Origin of the sequence: Variovorax sp. MHTC-1 (assembly GCF_003984645.1) — a bacterium.
Lineage (GTDB): Bacteria > Pseudomonadota > Gammaproteobacteria > Burkholderiales > Burkholderiaceae_C > Variovorax.
Genome location: NZ_RWKI01000017.1, coordinates 44,821 through 61,926 on the forward strand (window position 1 = coordinate 44,821; position 17,106 = coordinate 61,926).

The following is a 17,106-nucleotide window of genomic DNA, read 5'->3' on the forward strand; positions in this document are numbered from 1 at the left end:
ACCGATGAAACTCGACGGCCTGATCGACAGCGGCTTGAAGGAGGTCGGCCCACGCTTGTCGCTGGTCGGCCTGCTGCCGAACCTGGCGCTGTTCGGACTGATCGCCTCGCTGCTCGCAAGCGGCGCGCCGCAGGCCGCACCTGACTTGGCCAAACTGTGGGCTGCTGCCAAGGACCCGGGCGGCGGCGAGGCACTGCTTATGGTGGCCGCGCTGCTCGCACTGGCGCTCGTGCTGCACCCCCTGCAGCTTTCGCTGGTGCGCCTGCTGGAGGGTTACTGGGGCAACGCACCGGGTGCACGCGATCTGGCGCGCCTCGCCACCGCGCGCCAAGCGCGCCGACGCGATGCATTGGTGAAGGCGCTGGGCTACGAAGGTGGCGGCCAGCCCGACGCACCGACCCGCCAGCGCATGCAGGCAAGCGCAGCGGCGCTGATCCAGCGCTATCCCTCGGCGGACCGGTTGATGCCCACCGCGCTCGGAAATGTGCTGCGCGCCGCCGAGGACCGACCGCAGCGTGCCTACGGACTGGACGGCGTGGTGATCTGGCCGCGGCTGTTCCCGCTGTTGCCCGAGTCAATGCGCAGCCTTTTGAGCGATGCGCGCAACCAGATGGACGTGACGCTGCGCTTCGCCGCAGTGTTCTTTCTGGCCGCGCTGGTGTGCGGCGCGCTGTTGTGGCGCCACCCGCCATGGCTGGGGCTGGCTTTGATCTCGCTCATGCTGGCGCGGCTGTCGTACCGTGCCGGTGTGCAGGCCGCGATCGCGTACGGGAACGTGGTGGAGGTGGCGTTCGACCTGTATCGTTTCAGCCTGTACCCGGCGCTTCACTTGGCGCTGCCGAATGACCTGGACAGCGAACGCAAACTCAACGCGGAAGTGTCGACATTCCTGCGCCAGCGGGTGATGCCCAACTACGCGTACACCCATCCGCCGCCACCGAAGCCGGGGTAAGCGGATCTCACGCAAGCGCGGGCGTGCCAGCAACCATCAGCTGGCGCCAGGCACTGCCGAGCGTGCGATCTCGGATGATCTGCGAACGCTACGCAGACTGCGGCCCGACGCTGCGGCGGAAAAGCTTGTGAATGCCATGGGGGTCATCCGCGGACCCCTGGCGTACAAGCGCGACAGGCAGCAGCCGCAAGTCGACATGGGCCCGATCGTGGAGAACAAGCGCCTGAGCCATGTGCTGCAGACCGCGCGGGTGATGCAGGTTCAGCGTGATGATCTTCAGGCGTCAAACATGGCACATCGCACGAACCTTGGCTGGTCACCGTACGCCAAGATGCCCTGGCCGGAACCAAACGCTGGCGCGCGAGATTCGCGCGCGCAGGCGCAGGCGCAGGCGCCGGCGCCGGCGCCGGCGCAGACCAAGGCCGCGCTCCGCACAGCGGGCGCAATGCGGTGGCTCGTTCCACCGCTGGTTTTGATAAGGCCCTGGGTTCTGCGGGAGACGTCAAACGTCTGAGACTCACGTGACTAGTTCGTTTGGCAGATGCGCATTCTGCCCTGTGGACGGATGATGTGCGCGTTTCGTTGGTTTCGCGGCGCGTCGTGTCGGTAGTTCTCGAGTTGCAATGCGGCACGCTTTCCGGTCCACCGAAGCAGCGCTGCATTTCGATCGGAGCGAGCACGTTGCTGCGCGTTGCCAGCCAGCGGTGATCCACGCCGCGGTATTCGGTCACCGGGCTGTAGGCGTGTTCACTGTGGCTCGGCTGGACAAAAAGCTTGGGGAGGCGGGTCGTCGCGCGAGAGTTGGATCTCGCGCGACGTGGGCAATGCCATTGCAAAAGAACAAGGGCGTGAGTTCTCCAAAGTCATGCGATGGAAGTCGACCGCTCTCTTCTGTGACGACGCGAACGTAACGCAGGCGCGACGTGGTCCGCGAAGCTTTTCGCCAGGCAGCAAGAGTGAGCGAATCCGGGGATGGCCCACACCGGCGGGTTGAGGACGGACAAAGAATGCGCACGAACGGCTCTTCATGCACGCAGACCGCGGTCTGTCCCGAAGACGATGGCTACGGCCAAGCCTGTACGGCGCTGGCGCAGAATCTTGTCGGCCACAGCGCGCCCTTTTGCGAAGCCATGGAGTTGGTGAAGCTCTACGCCGCGTGGTCCGCGCCGCTGCTGATCGCTGGTGAGACCGGCACCGGCAAGGAGTTGGTCGCGCGCGCGGTGCACTACCAGAGCCAGCGCCGGCATTGCCCGTTCATCCCGGTCAACTGTGCGACGCTGCCCGATACGCTGGTCGAGAGCGAATTGTTCGGCCACACCCGAGGCGCCTTCACCGACGCCAGCCAGGCGCGCCAGGGCTTGGTGCGCCTGGCCGAGGGCGGGACTTTGTTCCTGGATGAGGTGGAAGCGCTGTCGCCGCGTGGCCAGGGCGTGCTGCTGCGCTTTCTGCAGGACTCCAGCTACCGGGCGCTGGGGGGCAACCAGTTGCACCACGCGGACGTGCGCATCGTCGCGGCCTCCAACGTTGACCTGCACGAGAAGGCGGCGGCGCGCATGTTCCGTGACGACCTGCTGTACCGGCTGGACGCCTTTCGCGTCAGCCTGCCGCCGCTTCGCGAGCGTCTTGACGACCTGACCCTGCTCGTGCCGCACCTGCTGGCCAAGGCGGCGCGACAGACCGACGGCTTGGCGCGCCGCATCGGCGGGCCCGCCCTGGCGCTGCTTCATGCCTACGACTGGCCCGGCAACGTGCGCCAGCTGGAGCACGTGCTGCTCAAGGCCCACGTGGTCTGCCAGGGATCCGAGGTCGGCGTGGAGGATCTGCGCCGATGCGCGCCCGAGCTGGCCCGGATCGGCGTCGCCGCGATGCCAGCCACCGCCGCGCCTGCCGATTCACTGCGCGCCGCCAAGCGCGCAGCCGCCGACCAGGCCGAGCGCCGCTTTATCGAGGACTGGCTGTCGCGCACGGCCGGCAACATCAGCGAGGCCGCACGGTTGACCGGCATCGAACGAGCCTCGCTGAGCCGACTCGTCAAGAAATACGGCGTCAAGGCACGCGCGCTCGGCAGCGTTTAGCGCCGCCTCCCTTCTTCCGCCGCCCGCACCTCTCCGCTCTTTGGTGGATCGGATTCTTGCGCCGCTCGCGCGGCCCCATGTCGACGCAAGCACACCCGTGTGCGCCACGACACGTACCCCATGTGCACCAGTGGCTCTTCGGATACCGCCAACGCAGCGGCCGCGGATGGCAATGAAGGGGCTGTGCATCTGACCGCACAGCAAGCCCAAAGAGATCTGTCAAAACTCCAATCGAATCAAGCACTTGCAATTGAGAAACGGATGGCACGCTTGCTGCGAGCTGATGCGCTCGTGACTTCGTGGGGTGGACTTGAATGCCCAGCGCAACGACCTGATTGCGGTGACGGAAGTGGTAGCGGCCCTGGGCCGCTACGTGCGTGCGAATCCGCAGGCCTGCGACACCCTCGCGGGCATCGCCGCCTGGTGGCTGCAGCCGCGCATGGAGGGGAGTTCGCCAGACGTTGTCGGTGCGGCGCTGGCCGCGCTGGTGGCCAGCGGCGAGATGGAGTGCGCATTCGGTCCGGACGGCCAGACGGTGTACCGCGCCGCCCGGCCCGCGGGCCATGAGGGATCGCAGGCGGAGCCATCGGGCTCTTGATCATCAATCGATGGAGGGGAATGTATGCCCAGTGCCCTGAGTTACCCAGGCGTCTACGTGGAAGAGGTGCCCAGTGGCGTGCGCACCCTGACCGGTGTGGCCACCTCGATCACGGCGTTCGTCGGCCGGGCCGCCTCCGGCGCGATCAACGACCCGTTGATGCTGACCAGCTTTGCAGACTTCGAGCGCCGGTTCGGTGGCTTGGCCGTGGACTGTCCCATGTCCTACGCGGTGCGCGACTTCTACCTGAACGGCGGCGCGCTGGCGCTGGTGGTGCGGCTGGTCGGCACGGCGGCCGATCCGGATGCGGCCGATGCGCCGGCCGCGGCCTCCGCCGCCACCCTCCCGCTGCCGGCTGGCGGCGACAATCTCGTGCTGACGGCGGCCAGCCTGGGCGCCTGGGGCGGACGGCTGTCGGCCGCAGTGGACCATGGCACCGACAGCGGCCTGCCGGCGGCCGACACCACGCGCTTCAACCTGCGCCTGCGCTACCGCGTGCGGCCGGGCCGCGACGACTTCGTGTTCGAGACCATCGGGGCGGTGTCCACCACCGCCGGCGACCCGCGCTACCTGCCGCTAGTGCTCGAGCGTGAATCCACGTTGGTGCGCGCGCTGGGCGCGGTGCCGGCGGCGCGGCCCGCCTCCACCGTCACGCCCACCACCATCACATGGATCGACGCCGCCGGGGGCGACGACGGCCCCCCGCTGCGCGCCGAGGACCTGCTGGGCAACGCCGCCGGCCGCACCGGCATCCATGCGCTGGCCCATGCCGACCTGTTCAACCTGCTCGTGATCCCGCCGCTGGCGCGCAACACCACCACCCTGCCGTCCACCTATACCCCGGTGCCGGCCAACGTCTGGCAGGCCGCGCTGGCGCTGTGCGTGGAGCGCCGCGCCATGCTGGTCGTCGACCCCGATCCCGGCTGGGCCGTGCCGGCGGCCAGCGCCGTCGCCAATGCGCAGACCGGCCGCACCGGGCTCAACCTCAGCGGCCCCGGTGCGCGCAACGCCGCGCTGTACTTCCCGTGCCTGCGCATGGTCGACCCGCTGCGCGACAGCCGTGTCGACACCTTCATGCCCGGCGGCGCGGTGGCCGGCATCATGGCGCGCACCGACGTGGCACGCGGCGTCTGGAAGGCGCCGGCCGGGCTCGACGCGGCGCTCAACGGCGTGCAGGACCTGCAGATCAATCTGAACGACCTGCAGAACGGCCAACTCAACCCGCTGGGCATCAACTGCCTGCGCTCGATGGGTGTGAACGGCCGCGTGGTCTGGGGCGCGCGCACCCTGCGCGGCGCCGACGTCAGCGCCGACGAATACAAATACGTGCCGGTGCGCCGACTTGCGCTGTTCCTGGAAGAAAGCCTGTACCGCGGCACGCAATGGGTGGTGTTCGAGCCCAACGACGAGCCGCTGTGGGCGCAGGTGCGCCTGAACCTCGGCGCCTTCATGCAGGGGCTGTTCCGTCAGGGTGCGTTCCAGGGCGCCTCGGCGCGCGACGCCTACTTCGTCAAGTGCGACAGCCAGACCACCACGCAGGCCGACATCAACCTGGGGGTGCTGAACGTGGTCGTCGGCTTTGCGCCGCTGAAGCCGGCCGAGTTCGTGGTCATCAAGATCCAGCAGATGGCCGGCCAGATCCCCACCTGACCGAGGAAGAACGACATGGCACAGTTCAGCGTCAACGCCACCCGCTTCGATCCCTACAAGAACTTCAAATTCCGCGTCAAGTGGGACGGCCGCTACGTGGCCGGCATCTCCAAGGTCGGCGCGCTCAAGCGCAGCACCGAGCCGGTGGAGCACCGCGAGGGGGGCGATCCGTCTTCCACGCGCAAGTCCCCTGGCCGCACCAAGTTCGAGGCCATCACGCTGGAGCGCGGTGTCACGCACGACGCCGAGTTCGAGCGCTGGGCCAACAAGGTCTGGAACTTCGGCTCCGGGCTGGGCGCCGAGGTGTCGCTGGCGAGCTTTCGCAAAGACCTGATCATCGAGGTCTACAACGAGGCCGGCCAGCTTGCCATCGCCTACAAGGTCTTCCGCTGCTGGGTGTCGGAGTACCAGGCGCTGCCGGACCTGGACGCCAATGCCAACGCCGTTGCGATCCAGACCCTGAAGCTCGAGAACGAGGGCTGGGAGCGCGACTACGACGTGGTCGAACCGGCCGAGCCCACCTTCAACGAACCTGCCTGAACGACGACCCCGTGCGGAAGGTGGCGATGCGCGCGCTGACCGGCTCTGAACTGCTGTCGCTGTGGGAGCATGGCGCCAGCCGCCACGCGCTCGACCGCAGCGCGCTGCTGGCCGCCGCGGCGCGCCCCGACTGGCCGGCCGAGGCCATCGCCGACCTGCCGCTGGGTGCGGTCAACGCCAGCCTGCTGCAACTGCGCGCGGCCTGCTTCGGCGCGCGCATCGACGGCCATGCCGACTGCCCGCGATGCGGCCAGCGCCTGGCCTTCGCGCTGGACGCGCGGGAGTTGCTCGCCCCTGCCCATGACGACGACCTGACCCCGCGTGAGGCCGAGGTCGCCGGCCTGCGCGTGCGTGCGCCCAGCCTGCGCGACTTGGCGGCCGTGGCGGCCGACGCGGATGCCGAACGCGCCGCGCGCGAGCTGCTCGCGCGCTGTACCCTGGCCGGCGATGCCGCGCGCTTGGATGAGGCGGCGCTGCGGGCCGTCGAAGAAGGGCTGGACGCGCTGGACCCGCAGGCCGACCTGGCGCTGGCCCTGCAGTGCGTGGCCTGCGGCCATGCGGACCTGGTGCAGCTGGACGCCGGCCAGCTGCTGTGGGAAGAGATCGAGGCACGCGCGCTGGTGCTGCTGCGCGAGGTGCACCATCTGGCCAGCGCCTACGGCTGGAGCGAGGCGCAGATCCTGGCGCTGACGCCAGCGCGGCGGGCCAGCTATCTGGCCATGGTGGGGGCGGCATGACGGGCCTGCTGCACCGCTTGGCCCAGCGCGCCGCCGGCAACGCTTGGACAGTGCGCTCGGATGTGCGCTTGCCGTTCGGCGCAGATGGCTTCGATCGGCCGCAGGACGACACGGCGCGGTCGCGGATGGAAGCGGCTGTGCCCAAGACCCACGCGCCCGGGCGACCCGGGCCGTCCGAGCCAGCCTCGCTCGTCACGGCCGCGCCGGAGCAAGCCGTTCCATCACTTGTGCCATCGCCCGCCGCGGCCGCTCAGCCCGGCCGCGCGCAGCCCATAGCCCGCCAGTCAGTGGCGACGCGCACGCCGGTGGCCACGACGACGCCCGCCCAGCCACATGGCGCACCCGGCACGGCCGCTGTTCCGGCCGCTGCCATGCCCGCCATGGCGTCCCTGCACACACCCGCCCGGCCGCAGTCACCACCCCCGCCGCGCCGCGAGGAACTCGCGCCGCTGCTGCCGTCGCAGCCCAGCACCGCAGGCCACGCCGCGGCCTTGGCCCAGACGGGGCGGGGCCCGGCAGCGTTCGCCCTCCGGCCGGCGCCGCAGGCCGCCGCCAGCCAAGAGACCGAGGTCCACATCCACATCGGCCGCATCGACGTGACGGCCTTGCACGAAGCGCCCCGCCCCAAGGCCCGCCCGCGCGAGCGCACGCAACCCGTGTCGCTGGACGCCTACCTGGCCGCGAGGAGCAAGACATGAGCACGGCCCTCGCGATCGCCGGCGTCAGCGCCGTGCTGCGCGACCTGCTCAACGACGGGCTGGTCAACGGCAACGTCAGCGGCGTGCTGGGCTCCAGCGTGACGGTCAGCCTGCTGGCGCCCGACCGCGTGGTGCCCACCGGCGGCACCGAGGCCTCGCAGCTCAACCTGTTCCTGTACGGTGTGACGCCCAACGCCGGCTGGCGCAACGAGGCCCTGCCCTCGCGCGACGGCGCCGGCCGTGCGCGGCTCACGAACCCGCCGCTGGCGCTCGACCTGCACTACTTGCTGTCGGCCTACAGCGCCGGGGACCTGCATGCCGAAATCCTGCTGGGCTACGCCATGCAGTTGCTGCACGAGATGCCGGTGCTCACGCGCGAGGCCATCCGCACGGCGCTCAACCCCTCGCCCGGCACCGGCGCCACCTTGCCGCCGGCATTGCGCGCGCTGTCCGAATCGGGCCTGGCCGAGCAGGTAGAGCTGATCAAGATCACGCCACAGCACCTGAACAACGAGGAGATGTCCAAGCTCTGGACCGCCACGCAAAGCCACTTGCGACTCAGCATGGCCTACAGCGCGTCGGTGGTGCTGATCGAGGCCCAACGCCCGGCCCGCACGCCGCTGCCGGTGCTCACGCGCGGCCGCGTCGATGAAGTCACGGGCCGCGAGACCGGCATCGCCGTGCAGCCCAGCCTGCTGCCCAGCGTGCCGGTGCTGGTGCGCGCCGTGCCGCCGCTGCGCCAGCCGGTGGCAGCCATCGGCGACATCGTGGCCCTGCAGGGCAGCCTGCTCGACGGCGACGACCGCGAAGCCTGGCTGCGGAACGACCGCTTCGACATCGCGCAGATGCTGCCGGTGCTCGCCCCCGCGCCGGACCGCCCCGCCGCCACCGTGGCCGCCTTCTCGCTGGCCGGCCAGCAGGCCGCGCTGCCGGCCGGCGTGTACCGCGTGAGCGTGCGCTTGACGCGGCCCGATGCGCAGGGCGAGGACCGGCGGCACGAGACCAACGCGCTGCTGCTGACGCTGGCGCCGCGCATCACCAACCTGCCGCAGACCGTGGCGCGCGCGGGCAACGGCTCGGCCAGCGTCACGATCCAGTTCACGCCCGACCTGCGCGAAGGCCAGCGCGCCGTGCTGGTGCTGGGCGCGGCGGAGGTGCTGCCGCAGACGGCAGGCGCCACGCCGAATTCACTGGTCTTCGTGATCCCCGACGCGCCGGTCGGCGTGCATCTGGCGCGCCTGCGCATCGATGACATCGACAGCCCGATCATCGACATGGACTTCGAGCCGCCGGAACTGCCGCGCTTCCTGGACCGGACGGTGGAGATCACGTGAACGCGCCCGACCGCCTGCTCGCATGGAGCGACGCCAACCAGCGTCTGCTGGTGGCGGAGTTCGCGCGGCTGGCGGCCCTTTTGGGTGACGGTGCGGGCGATGGTGCGCGCGACGCGGCCGCGGCGGAAGCCGAGGCCGCGGCGCTGCGCGCCGCCATGCCAGCACCGGCCGCGATCGACACGCTGGCGGCGCTGTTCACGCTCAGCGCCTTCGAGCGCGACCTCCTGCTTTTGGTGGCCGGCGTCGAGATGGACGCGCGCATCGCCGCTCTGTGCGCCCAGGGCGGCAGCCAGCCGCATCGGCCGTGGGCCAGCTTCGGCCTCGCGCTGGCGGTACTGCCGCAGCCACACTGGAGCGCCATCGCGCCGAACGAGCCGCTGCGCCGCTGGCGCCTGCTGGAGGTCGACGAGAGCACCGGCATCGCCGGCGCCAGGCTCCGGCTGGATGAGCGCGTGCTGCACTTCATCGCCGGGCTGAACGCGCTGGACCACCGCCTGCGGCCGCTGCTGCAGCTGCAGCAGCCGGCCGGCGCCATGGGCCGGGACCAGCAGGCCGCGGTCGCGCAATTGCTGGCCCGGCTGCGCGGCGCCGCCAGCCGCCTGCCCGCCATCGTGCTCGACGGTGACGATGCCCCCGGCCAGCACGACGTGGCCGCGGCCGTCGCGGCCGGACTGGGTGCCGGCCTGTATCGATTGCGTGCGACCGACGTACCGACGGCCGCCGCCGAGCAGGCCGCTTTTGCAGCGCTGTGGTTGCGCGAGGCTGCGCTGCTGGGCTGCGGGCTGTTGATCCACTGCGAGGAGCGCGAGGCGCAAGCAACCGTAGCACGCCTGCTGGAACGCCTGAGCGGCCTCGTCTTCGTCAGCGGCCACGAATTGGCGCTGGGCGACACGCCGCAGCTGCACCAGAACATCGCGCGACCCGAGGCGCCGGAACGGCTGCAGCTCTGGCAGGCCGCCCTGGCCGACAAGGCCGCGGCACTGGGGCCGGTGGTCGGCACGCTGGCCACGCAGTACCGCCTGGGCGCGCGCCGCATCGCGCAGATCGCCGCCGGGGCATGCGGCGACGACGCAGCCGCCAACGCCGCTGCGCTGCACGCGGCCAGCCGCGGTCCGGCCCATGGCATGCCCGGCCTGGCCCAGCGCATCGACGCGCGCGCGCGCTGGTCCGACCTGGTGCTGCCCGAGGCCCAGCTGGCCGTGCTGCGCCAGATCGCGGCCCATGCGCGCCACCGGCTCACGGTGCACCACCAATGGGGCTTCGCCGCGCTGAGCGCGCGCGGGCTGGGCATCGCGACGCTGTTCTGGGGTGACAGCGGCACCGGCAAGACCCTGGCCGCCGAAGTCCTCGCCTCGGAACTCGGCCTGGCGCTCTACCGCGTCGACCTGTCGGCCGTGGTCAGCAAGTACATCGGCGAGACCGAGAAGAACCTGCGCAAGGTCTTCGACGCGGCCGAGGAAGCCGGCGCCATCCTGCTGTTCGACGAGGCCGACGCGCTGTTCGGCAAGCGCAGCGAGGTCAAGGACAGCCACGACCGTTACGCCAACATCGAAGTCAGCTACCTGCTGCAGCGCATGGAGGCTTACGGCGGCCTGGCGATCCTGACGACCAACCACAAGGCGGCGCTGGACGCCGCGTTCCAGCGCCGCCTGCGCCTCGTCGTGCACTTCCCCTTCCCGGACCAGGCGCAGCGCGAAGGCATCTGGCGCGCGGTGTTCCCGGCCGGCGCGCCGCTCCATGCAGACATCGACTACGCCAAGCTGGCGCGGCTCAATGTGGCCGGCGGCACCATCCGCAACATCGCGCTGGCGGCCGCCTTTCTGGCCGCCGAGGCGGGCACGCCCATTGGCATGGCCATGCTGCTGCAGGCCGCGCAGCTGGACGCCGCCAAGCGCGAGAAGCCGTATTCGGATGCGGAAACGCGGGGGTGGGCATGACGGCGCGCATCCCATGCCGGCGCCACGCCGAGTGACGAACAGCGAGCACGCCATGCCACGCATCGTCCTCTCCATCGACCGGTTGGTGCTGCGCGGGGTGGAGCGCGTCGATGCCGCCGCCGTCGCGGCCGCGCTGCAGTCCGAGCTGCACGCGCTGCTCGCCAGCGGCAGCAGCACGCTGGCCACGCAAGGCAGTGCGCACGCGCTGCAGGCCGGACAGGTCCGGCTGCCTCACGGCGCGGACGCTGCGGCCCTTGGCCGCGCCGTGGCCGTGCGGATCGCGGGCGACCCCCCGGCCCCGGCCGGCAACGAGGCAGGTGCGCCATGACCGCTGCCGTAGCCGCATGTGCCGCATGCGCCCCCGGCGCCGAACGCACGCAAGGCAGCGGCACGCAACGCAGGATGATGGACGTGCTGAACAGGGCCTGCCCATGACTCGCACGCGCAGCCCCCGCGTGCCGGCGACCGCAGCGTCCACGACTGCGCCGGGCTCATCTTGGCTGCAGCCCAAGCTGGCCATCGGCGCAGCGGGCGACCGCTACGAACAGGAAGCCGACCAGGCCGCCGACCGCGTGCTGCAAGGCGGCGGCCGGCCCGCGCTGACGCCACTGCGCGCACCCACGGTGCAGCGCCAGGACGATGAGCGCAAGAAGGAAGAGCCGGACCCGCTCGGCGAAGGGCTGGGCGTGGTCGCCGCGAACCTGGGCGAGAACAACCCGGCCTTCGGCGTCTTCACCGAGAAGCTGGCGGCGGACTTCATGCGCCAGCCGCCGGCGCTGAGCGTGGGCGTGCCGGTGTTCCTGGGCGCCAACTACGCCTTCCTCTGGAGCATGGCGATGGTGAACCCGGCCATGCGCCGCGACTTCGACGACTTCAACCTGGCGATGCTGCCCGGCATCGTGCCGCAGTTCCCGGTCAAGACCTTCACCTACCGCATCCTCGACAGCGCGCAGACGCGCTTCGAATTCGACTTCGGCCTGGACGCCACCTCGCTGCTGAAGGCCTTCAACGACGGCGTGCTGAATACCCGCCTGTCCAGCCTGAAGCTGGACAGCAGCGGCCGGCTCGACACCGCCGGCGCGACGCCGCTTTCGCTGTCGGCCCTGCAGGTCAAGCTGGGGCTGTTCAGCGACGGCGTCAACCTCACCGGCGGCTTTCGCAGCGGCATCTCGCCCTACCCGCTGATCGAGCCCGGGGGCAGCGTGATGGCGCAGACCCCGGCCCTTCCCGACCTGCAGGCCGGCCGGCAGGACGTGCGCTTCACGCTGAACCTGGACCTGGTGCGGCTCTACCAGCACTTCAACCCAGGCAAGCCCAACCCGCTGGGCCCGCAGATCGACGTCGCGCGCGAAGCGCAGCAGCCCGCGCAGGCGCCCGGCGCGCGCGAGAGCAGTCCGGCCGCGACCGCTGCGGTGCAGTCCACGCTGGCCGAGGGCGGCGCGCCGCTGGCGCCCGCGACGCGGCAGTTCATGGAGTCGCGCTTCGGCCACGACTTCGGCCGCGTGCGCATCCATGCCGATGCGCAGGCCGCCGCCTCGGCGCAATCCGTAGGCGCGCGCGCCTACACCGTGGGCACCGACCTGGTGTTCAATCGCGGCCAGTACGCACCGGCCACGCCGGCCGGCCGCCACCTGCTGGCGCACGAGCTGGCCCACGTGGTGCAGCAGGCCGATGGCGCCCACGTGATGCAGCGCAAGCTCGACGTGGAGGACTTCGACGCCGGCAGCTTCAACCTGCCCACGCTCAAGGCCTACCTGGCCAAGGTCGGCCCTGGCCGCATCGAGGACCAGGGCGACAGCGATGACAAGGCGCGTGCCATCGTCGCGCAGTGGCGCAAGGGCGTGATGCAGTTGGACGCCGGCCAGAAGATCGCGCTGATTCAGGAGATGCAGTCCGGCTTTACCGGCAACGACGACGAACGCGCCATCCTCACGCTGCTGCTGAACACGCCGCCGGCCGAGCTGCCGCTGATCTTCGCCGCCAAGGGCGGGCTGGACCCGAAGAACCTGGACAGCGACTTCCACGGCGCCGAGGAGGACGCGCTGCGCGCTTTCTACGACGAGAACTTCATCGGCGGGCGCAAGTCCGCGCTGGGCGGTTCGCGCAGCATGCGCACCGCACGCGCCGACGAGCCCGCGGTCACCGCGCCGGCGGCCACCGATATCGCTGCCGAAAATCCAGTGCAGGGCCCGCCGCGCAAGGACTACGTCTTCATCATGGGCGACGTGAAGAAGGACGACTTCTACCGCGAGGCCTTGCGCTACTTCTCCGCGCACCGGCCGACGGCCACCTTCGTCACCGACAAGCGCAGCCTGGCCGCGGTGCTGAGCCATGTGGCCAGCCAGATCTCGGAGCCGATCGGCAACCTGTACCTGGTCTCGCATGCCAACGAGGACGGCACCTTGAGCTTCGCGCTCGATGGCGACGACAAGGACAAGAAGCTCAACGTGACCGAACTGCGCAAGGCCTTGCGCCCGGCCAGCGGCGCGTCCCCGCTGGCCAAGGTCGGCAAGCAGATTGACGCGCGCACCGTGATCCGCATCAAGGGCTGCGACATCGGCCGCACCAAGGAGATGCTGGACCTGCTCGACGAAGCCTTCGCTGGCGCCGGCAGCGTGACTGCGCCCACGCACGAGCAGGAGTACGGCACCGACCCCCTGCTCGGCAAGCGCGCGGACGCGGCCTTCCGCGCCGAGGTGGCGGCCGCACATCCTGAGCCGCCCGCCGTCGACAAGAAGCTCAAGGGGGCGGAACTCAGGGCCGCCAAGGCGGCGCGGGCCAAGGCCATGGCCGAGCGCAAGGTGGCGATCGCGGCCGAGCTGAAGGAACGCGACGCCGAGCGCAGGACGCGTGTTGCGCAAGCCCAGCAGTACGAAGCCTTCTCGGGCCCGATGTTCCAGCGCCCGGGCGAGGACCTGTTCACGACGAAGGAACTGCTGCCCGAGCTCGAGCGCCTGTACGGCCACCTGTCCGAGAAGCAGCGCAAGGCGCTGGCGGCCAAGCTGGTGGCCAAGGACACGCGCCCCGAGAGCGTGGCGCTCAAGAACGGCACCTACCAGCAGAAGGGCCAGCGCTTGTACCGCCGCGTGATCGCGCAGACGCACTGGGACCCGCAGGGCGCGCCGGGCTTCCTGGCGCTGTACCGCAGCGTCCAGGGGAAGACCGGGAAGGGTTTCCAGCCCGGCGCCCTGAGTTCCCGCCCCTCGGTCGGCAAGGAAGGGCAGCCGCAGCTGACCTACCGGCTGACGGGCAGCCTGCCCGACGGCGGCAGCGAAGTCCACGAACTCAGTGCCGACGTCGTGCCCGACGACGCCACCTACCTGGCCACCGCGCGCGCCACGCTGAACAACCCCGACCGCTACCGCTGGGTCGTGGCGCGCACCCACAACCCCAAGACCGGCAAGACCACGCTGAAGGCCACGGCCACGCGCGTGCTGGCCTACCTGCACCACGGCGAGCTGGATGTGTCCGCGCACCAGCACTTCAACCGCCCCGAGCCGGATGCCGACTTCTACGCGAAGTCGACCTTCGCGCCGCCGCCGGCCAAGCCCCAGCCAACGCCCTGAACCATGACCACCTCCCCCAACTCCCCCAAGCTGATCAAGGGCGGCCTGGTGCTGGTCGACCCGGAATCGGCGCAGGTGCAGCGCGTGATCTCGCTGCAATACAACGCCGACTCGCTGACGCGCAAGCTCCAGGCCCAGTCGGTGGGCGGCGAAGGCACCGACCGCACCGAGCCCACGCGCTTCAAGGGCCCGGCGGTGGAGACCATCAGCTTCGAGGCCGACATCGACGCCACCGACCAGCTCGAGTTCCCGGACCAGAACGCCAGCGTCATCGCCCACGGCATCGCGCCACAGCTGGCGGTGCTGGAGTCGCTGTCGCATCCGAGTGCGGCGCAGCTGCAGCGGGTGGACAGCCAGGCCAGCTCCGGCACCTTGGAGATCGCGCCCATGCTGGCGCCGCTGCTTCTTTTCGTCTGGGGCAAGAGCCGCATCGTGCCGGTGAAGCTGGCCGACTTCTCGATCACCGAGGAGGCATTCGACCCGGCCCTCAACCCGATCCGCGCCAAGGTCTCGTTCAGCCTGCGCGTGCTGTCGGTGGACGACCTGGGCTTCTCGTCCAAGGGCGGAGCCTTGTTCATGACCTATCTGCAGGGCAAGGAGAGGCTGGCCGCCAAGGTGCAGCCCGTGAGCTTCTCCACGCTCGGCATCGGGGGGATTTCGTGATGGTCGATCCGATCCAGGCCTTCATGCAGGCCAACGGCCTGGCGCAGCCGACCTTCGCGCCGGACAGCCGCTACCACGGCTTGCCGACCGCGCAGGCCACCTTGCCGGACGGCCGACGGGTGGTGTTCGTCACGCGGCGCTTCCTGCCGCCGCCGGAGAACTTCGCGCGGATGGCCACCGCCACTGTCGTGGCCGGCGACCGGCTCGACAACCTGGCCGCGCAGCACCTGGGCGCGGCCGAGCAGAACTGGCGCCTGGCCGACGCCAACGGCGCGCTGCTGCCCGAGGCGCTGGTGGCCGATGTCGGCCGCCAACTGGCCATCACGCTGCCCGAGGGCGTGCCCGCCCCTGGAGCCGGAGATGTTCGCTAAGGGCATCCAGCTCAGCCTGTTGATCGGCCCCATCGTGCCGATCCCGGTGCCGCGGGTGGTGACGGACGCACTCGAGAGCGTCGAGGTGCGCACCGCCACCGGCAGCGCGAGCGGCTTCCAGCTCAAGTTCTCGATCACTGCGCGCTCGGAACTCAACACCATCTTCCTTTTGGCCGGCGTCAACTCGACGCCCTTCACGCCGGCGCTGCGCGTGCTGCTGGTGGTGACGCTCAACGGCCAGCCGCAGCCCCTCTTCGACGGCGTGATGACCAACGTGCAGGTTCAGCCCGGCAGCCAGGGTCAACCCGGCAGCCTGGTCGTGACCGGCGAGGACGTGACCAAGGCCATGGACAAGCAGGACTGGAGCGGCCTGCCCTTCCCGGCCGTGCCGGTGGAGGGGCGCGTGGCGCTGCTGTGCGCCAAGTACGCGCCCTTCGGCCTCATCCCCATGATCATCCCGGTGCTCTTCCCCGATGTGCAGATCCCGATCGACAAGATCCCGGCGCAGCAGGGCACCGACCTGGCCTACATCCAGGAGCTGGCGCGCCAGGTGGGTTATGTGTTCTACGTCGAGCCGGGGCCGACGCCGGGCACCAACATCGCCTACTTCGGCCCCGAACTCAAGATCGGCGTGCCGCAGCCGGCGCTGAACGTGGACATGGACGCGCTGACCAACGTGGAGTCGCTCAGCTTCACCTTCGATCCCGACAAAGGCGTGCTGCCCGTCGTGTTCATCCAGAACCAGCTCACGCGCGTCCCGGTCCCGATTCCGATCCCCAACCTGAACCCGCTGCAGCCGCCGCTGGGCGCGCTGCCCACGCCGCTCGCCAACATCAAGTTCATGAAGGACACCGCCAAGATGAGCCCGATGCGGGCGATCTCGGCCGGCCTCGCGGAAGCGGCCAAGTCGCAGGACGCGGTGAGCGGCAGCGGCACGCTGGACGTGCTGCGCTACGGCCGGCCGCTGAAGGCGCGCGCGTTGGTCGGCGTGCGCGGCGTGGGCATTGCCTACGACGGGCTGTACTACGTCAGCAGCGTGACCAGCAACCTCAGGCGCGGCGAGTTCAAGCAGAGCTTCGAACTCACGCGCAACGGGCTGGTGTCGATCACGCCCAAGGTCCCCGTCTGAAGGAGCCCATCCAGTGCCCGAGAAGTTCTACGGCAAGTACCGCGGCATGGTGCTCAACAACATCGACCCGATGCAGATGGGCCGGCTGATGGTGCAGGTGCCCGACGTGGGCGGGCTGATGCCCTCGACCTGGGCGCTGCCCTGCGTGCCGGTGGCAGGGATCCAGAACGGCATGTTCGCGCTGCCTGTGATCGGCTCGGGCGTCTGGATCGAGTACGAGCAGGGCGACATCGACCACCCGATCTGGGTCGGCTGCTTCTGGGGCAGCGCGGCCGAGGTGCCGGCGCTGGCGCGGCTCACGCCCCCGGCGGTGCAAGCCATCACCCTGCAGACACCGCTGCAGAACGGCCTGACCATCAGCGACCTGCCCGGGCCCAGCGGCGGGATCATGCTCAAGAGCGCGACCGGTGCCACCTTGATCGTCAACGACACCGGCATCTACATCCAGAACGGCAAGGGCGCGTCCATCGTGATGACCGGTCCCACGGTCACCATCAACGCCGGCGCCCTCACCATCGTCTAGGCGCAGCAGCATGTCCGGGCCCCTCCTCCACCTCGGCGCCACGGTCTTGTGCGCGCACGGCGGCCAGGCCACGCCTAGCGCCCCCGTGCCGCGCGTGCTGGTCTCGGGACAGCCGGTGGCGACGCAGGCGGCGCCCTACCTGGTGGCCGGTTGCGCCTTCTCGCCGCCGCAAGGCAACGGGCCCTGCGTGACAGCGCAATGGATCGTGGCGGCCACGCGCGTGTTCGCCGCCGGCCAGCCGGTGCTGCTGATGAGCAGCCAGGCCATCTGCGCACCCACCGGCACGCCGCTGGTGGCGGTGGCCGCGCAGACCCGCGTCATAGGGATGTGAAC

17 protein-coding genes are annotated in these 17,106 nt (G+C 70.4%); all 17 read left to right on the plus strand.

Going from position 1 to position 17,106, the window contains the following annotated elements; genetic code table 11:
• Positions 1 to 4: 4 nt before the first annotated feature.
• The 17 genes from EJI01_RS22125 to EJI01_RS22205 all read left to right on the plus strand — a co-directional run bounded on the left by EJI01_RS22125 (position 5) and on the right by EJI01_RS22205 (position 17,104).
• Positions 5 to 952 carry a hypothetical protein gene (locus tag EJI01_RS22125; protein WP_126839281.1) on the plus strand — a complete coding sequence of 316 codons (948 nt, stop codon included), beginning with the start codon at positions 5 to 7 and terminating at the stop codon, positions 950 to 952.
• A gap of 136 nt (positions 953 to 1,088) precedes the next feature.
• A complete protein-coding gene (locus EJI01_RS22130; RefSeq protein WP_126839282.1) occupies positions 1,089 to 1,466 on the plus strand; it encodes a hypothetical protein in 378 nt (125 codons plus the stop codon).
• Positions 1,467 to 1,959: 493 nt separating this feature from the next.
• Entirely contained in the window at positions 1,960 to 3,027 is a 1,068-nt protein-coding gene (locus EJI01_RS22135) for a sigma 54-interacting transcriptional regulator (protein ID WP_126839283.1), read from the plus strand.
• Positions 3,028 to 3,331: 304 nt separating this feature from the next.
• Positions 3,332 to 3,625, plus strand: coding sequence for a hypothetical protein (locus tag EJI01_RS22140; RefSeq protein WP_126839284.1), 294 nt, complete (start codon positions 3,332 to 3,334; stop codon positions 3,623 to 3,625).
• 24 nt (positions 3,626 to 3,649) lie between these two features.
• Positions 3,650 to 5,275, plus strand: coding sequence for a phage tail sheath family protein (locus EJI01_RS22145; RefSeq protein WP_126839285.1), 1,626 nt, complete (start codon positions 3,650 to 3,652; stop codon positions 5,273 to 5,275).
• 15 nt (positions 5,276 to 5,290) lie between these two features.
• On the plus strand, positions 5,291 to 5,815 hold the full coding sequence (locus EJI01_RS22150) for a phage tail protein (RefSeq protein WP_126839286.1): 525 nt from the start codon (positions 5,291 to 5,293) through the stop codon (positions 5,813 to 5,815).
• Between the two features lie 26 nt (positions 5,816 to 5,841).
• A complete protein-coding gene (locus EJI01_RS22155) occupies positions 5,842 to 6,552 on the plus strand; it encodes a hypothetical protein (protein WP_126839287.1) in 711 nt (236 codons plus the stop codon).
• Positions 6,549 to 7,250, plus strand: coding sequence for a hypothetical protein (locus tag EJI01_RS22160; protein WP_126839288.1), 702 nt, complete (start codon positions 6,549 to 6,551; stop codon positions 7,248 to 7,250). The genes EJI01_RS22155 and EJI01_RS22160 overlap by 4 nt, the downstream gene beginning before the upstream one ends.
• Entirely contained in the window at positions 7,247 to 8,584 is a 1,338-nt protein-coding gene (locus EJI01_RS22165; RefSeq protein WP_126839289.1) for a DUF4255 domain-containing protein, read from the plus strand. The genes EJI01_RS22160 and EJI01_RS22165 overlap by 4 nt, the downstream gene beginning before the upstream one ends.
• Positions 8,581 to 10,521, plus strand: coding sequence for an ATP-binding protein (locus EJI01_RS22170; protein WP_126839290.1), 1,941 nt, complete (start codon positions 8,581 to 8,583; stop codon positions 10,519 to 10,521). Before EJI01_RS22165 ends, EJI01_RS22170 begins: the two co-directional genes overlap by 4 nt.
• Positions 10,522 to 10,573: 52 nt before the next feature.
• Complete coding sequence (locus tag EJI01_RS22175) at positions 10,574 to 10,849, plus strand: hypothetical protein (RefSeq protein WP_126839291.1); 276 nt, start codon at positions 10,574 to 10,576, stop codon at positions 10,847 to 10,849.
• Positions 10,850 to 10,952: 103 nt separating this feature from the next.
• Positions 10,953 to 14,087, plus strand: coding sequence for a DUF4157 domain-containing protein (locus tag EJI01_RS22180; protein ID WP_260602588.1), 3,135 nt, complete (start codon positions 10,953 to 10,955; stop codon positions 14,085 to 14,087).
• A 3-nt stretch (positions 14,088 to 14,090) separates the two neighbouring features.
• A complete protein-coding gene (locus tag EJI01_RS22185) occupies positions 14,091 to 14,750 on the plus strand; it encodes a hypothetical protein (protein ID WP_126839292.1) in 660 nt (219 codons plus the stop codon).
• The gene (locus tag EJI01_RS22190) at positions 14,750 to 15,121 is read left to right on the plus strand and encodes a LysM domain-containing protein (protein WP_126839293.1); all 372 of its coding nucleotides are present in this window, start codon (positions 14,750 to 14,752) and stop codon (positions 15,119 to 15,121) included. The genes EJI01_RS22185 and EJI01_RS22190 overlap by 1 nt, the downstream gene beginning before the upstream one ends.
• Entirely contained in the window at positions 15,111 to 16,250 is a 1,140-nt protein-coding gene (locus EJI01_RS22195) for a hypothetical protein (RefSeq protein WP_126839294.1), read from the plus strand. Before EJI01_RS22190 ends, EJI01_RS22195 begins: the two co-directional genes overlap by 11 nt.
• A gap of 13 nt (positions 16,251 to 16,263) precedes the next feature.
• Entirely contained in the window at positions 16,264 to 16,773 is a 510-nt protein-coding gene (locus EJI01_RS22200; RefSeq protein ID WP_126839295.1) for a phage baseplate assembly protein V, read from the plus strand.
• 10 nt (positions 16,774 to 16,783) lie between these two features.
• Complete coding sequence (locus tag EJI01_RS22205) at positions 16,784 to 17,104, plus strand: hypothetical protein (RefSeq protein ID WP_093103621.1); 321 nt, start codon at positions 16,784 to 16,786, stop codon at positions 17,102 to 17,104.
• Positions 17,105 to 17,106 lie beyond the last annotated feature (2 nt).

Excerpts from the sequence above, each read along its gene's own strand:
- EJI01_RS22185 (WP_126839292.1), top strand. The coding sequence starts at position 14,091 with ATGACCACCTCCCCCAACTCCCCCAAGCTGATCAAGGGCGGCCTGGTG.
- EJI01_RS22145 (WP_126839285.1), top strand. The coding sequence starts at position 3,650 with ATGCCCAGTGCCCTGAGTTACCCAGGCGTCTACGTGGAAGAGGTGCCC.
- EJI01_RS22160 (WP_126839288.1), top strand. The coding sequence starts at position 6,549 with ATGACGGGCCTGCTGCACCGCTTGGCCCAGCGCGCCGCCGGCAACGCT.
- EJI01_RS22125 (WP_126839281.1), top strand. The coding sequence starts at position 5 with ATGAAACTCGACGGCCTGATCGACAGCGGCTTGAAGGAGGTCGGCCCA.
- EJI01_RS22150 (WP_126839286.1), top strand. The coding sequence starts at position 5,291 with ATGGCACAGTTCAGCGTCAACGCCACCCGCTTCGATCCCTACAAGAAC.
- EJI01_RS22205 (WP_093103621.1), top strand. The coding sequence starts at position 16,784 with ATGTCCGGGCCCCTCCTCCACCTCGGCGCCACGGTCTTGTGCGCGCAC.
- EJI01_RS22155 (WP_126839287.1), top strand. The coding sequence starts at position 5,842 with ATGCGCGCGCTGACCGGCTCTGAACTGCTGTCGCTGTGGGAGCATGGC.
- EJI01_RS22190 (WP_126839293.1), top strand. The coding sequence starts at position 14,750 with ATGGTCGATCCGATCCAGGCCTTCATGCAGGCCAACGGCCTGGCGCAG.
- EJI01_RS22135 (WP_126839283.1), top strand. The coding sequence starts at position 1,960 with ATGCGCACGAACGGCTCTTCATGCACGCAGACCGCGGTCTGTCCCGAA.
- EJI01_RS22130 (WP_126839282.1), top strand. The coding sequence starts at position 1,089 with ATGGGGGTCATCCGCGGACCCCTGGCGTACAAGCGCGACAGGCAGCAG.
- EJI01_RS22175 (WP_126839291.1), top strand. The coding sequence starts at position 10,574 with ATGCCACGCATCGTCCTCTCCATCGACCGGTTGGTGCTGCGCGGGGTG.
- EJI01_RS22180 (WP_260602588.1), top strand. The coding sequence starts at position 10,953 with ATGACTCGCACGCGCAGCCCCCGCGTGCCGGCGACCGCAGCGTCCACG.
- EJI01_RS22165 (WP_126839289.1), top strand. The coding sequence starts at position 7,247 with ATGAGCACGGCCCTCGCGATCGCCGGCGTCAGCGCCGTGCTGCGCGAC.
- EJI01_RS22195 (WP_126839294.1), top strand. The coding sequence starts at position 15,111 with ATGTTCGCTAAGGGCATCCAGCTCAGCCTGTTGATCGGCCCCATCGTG.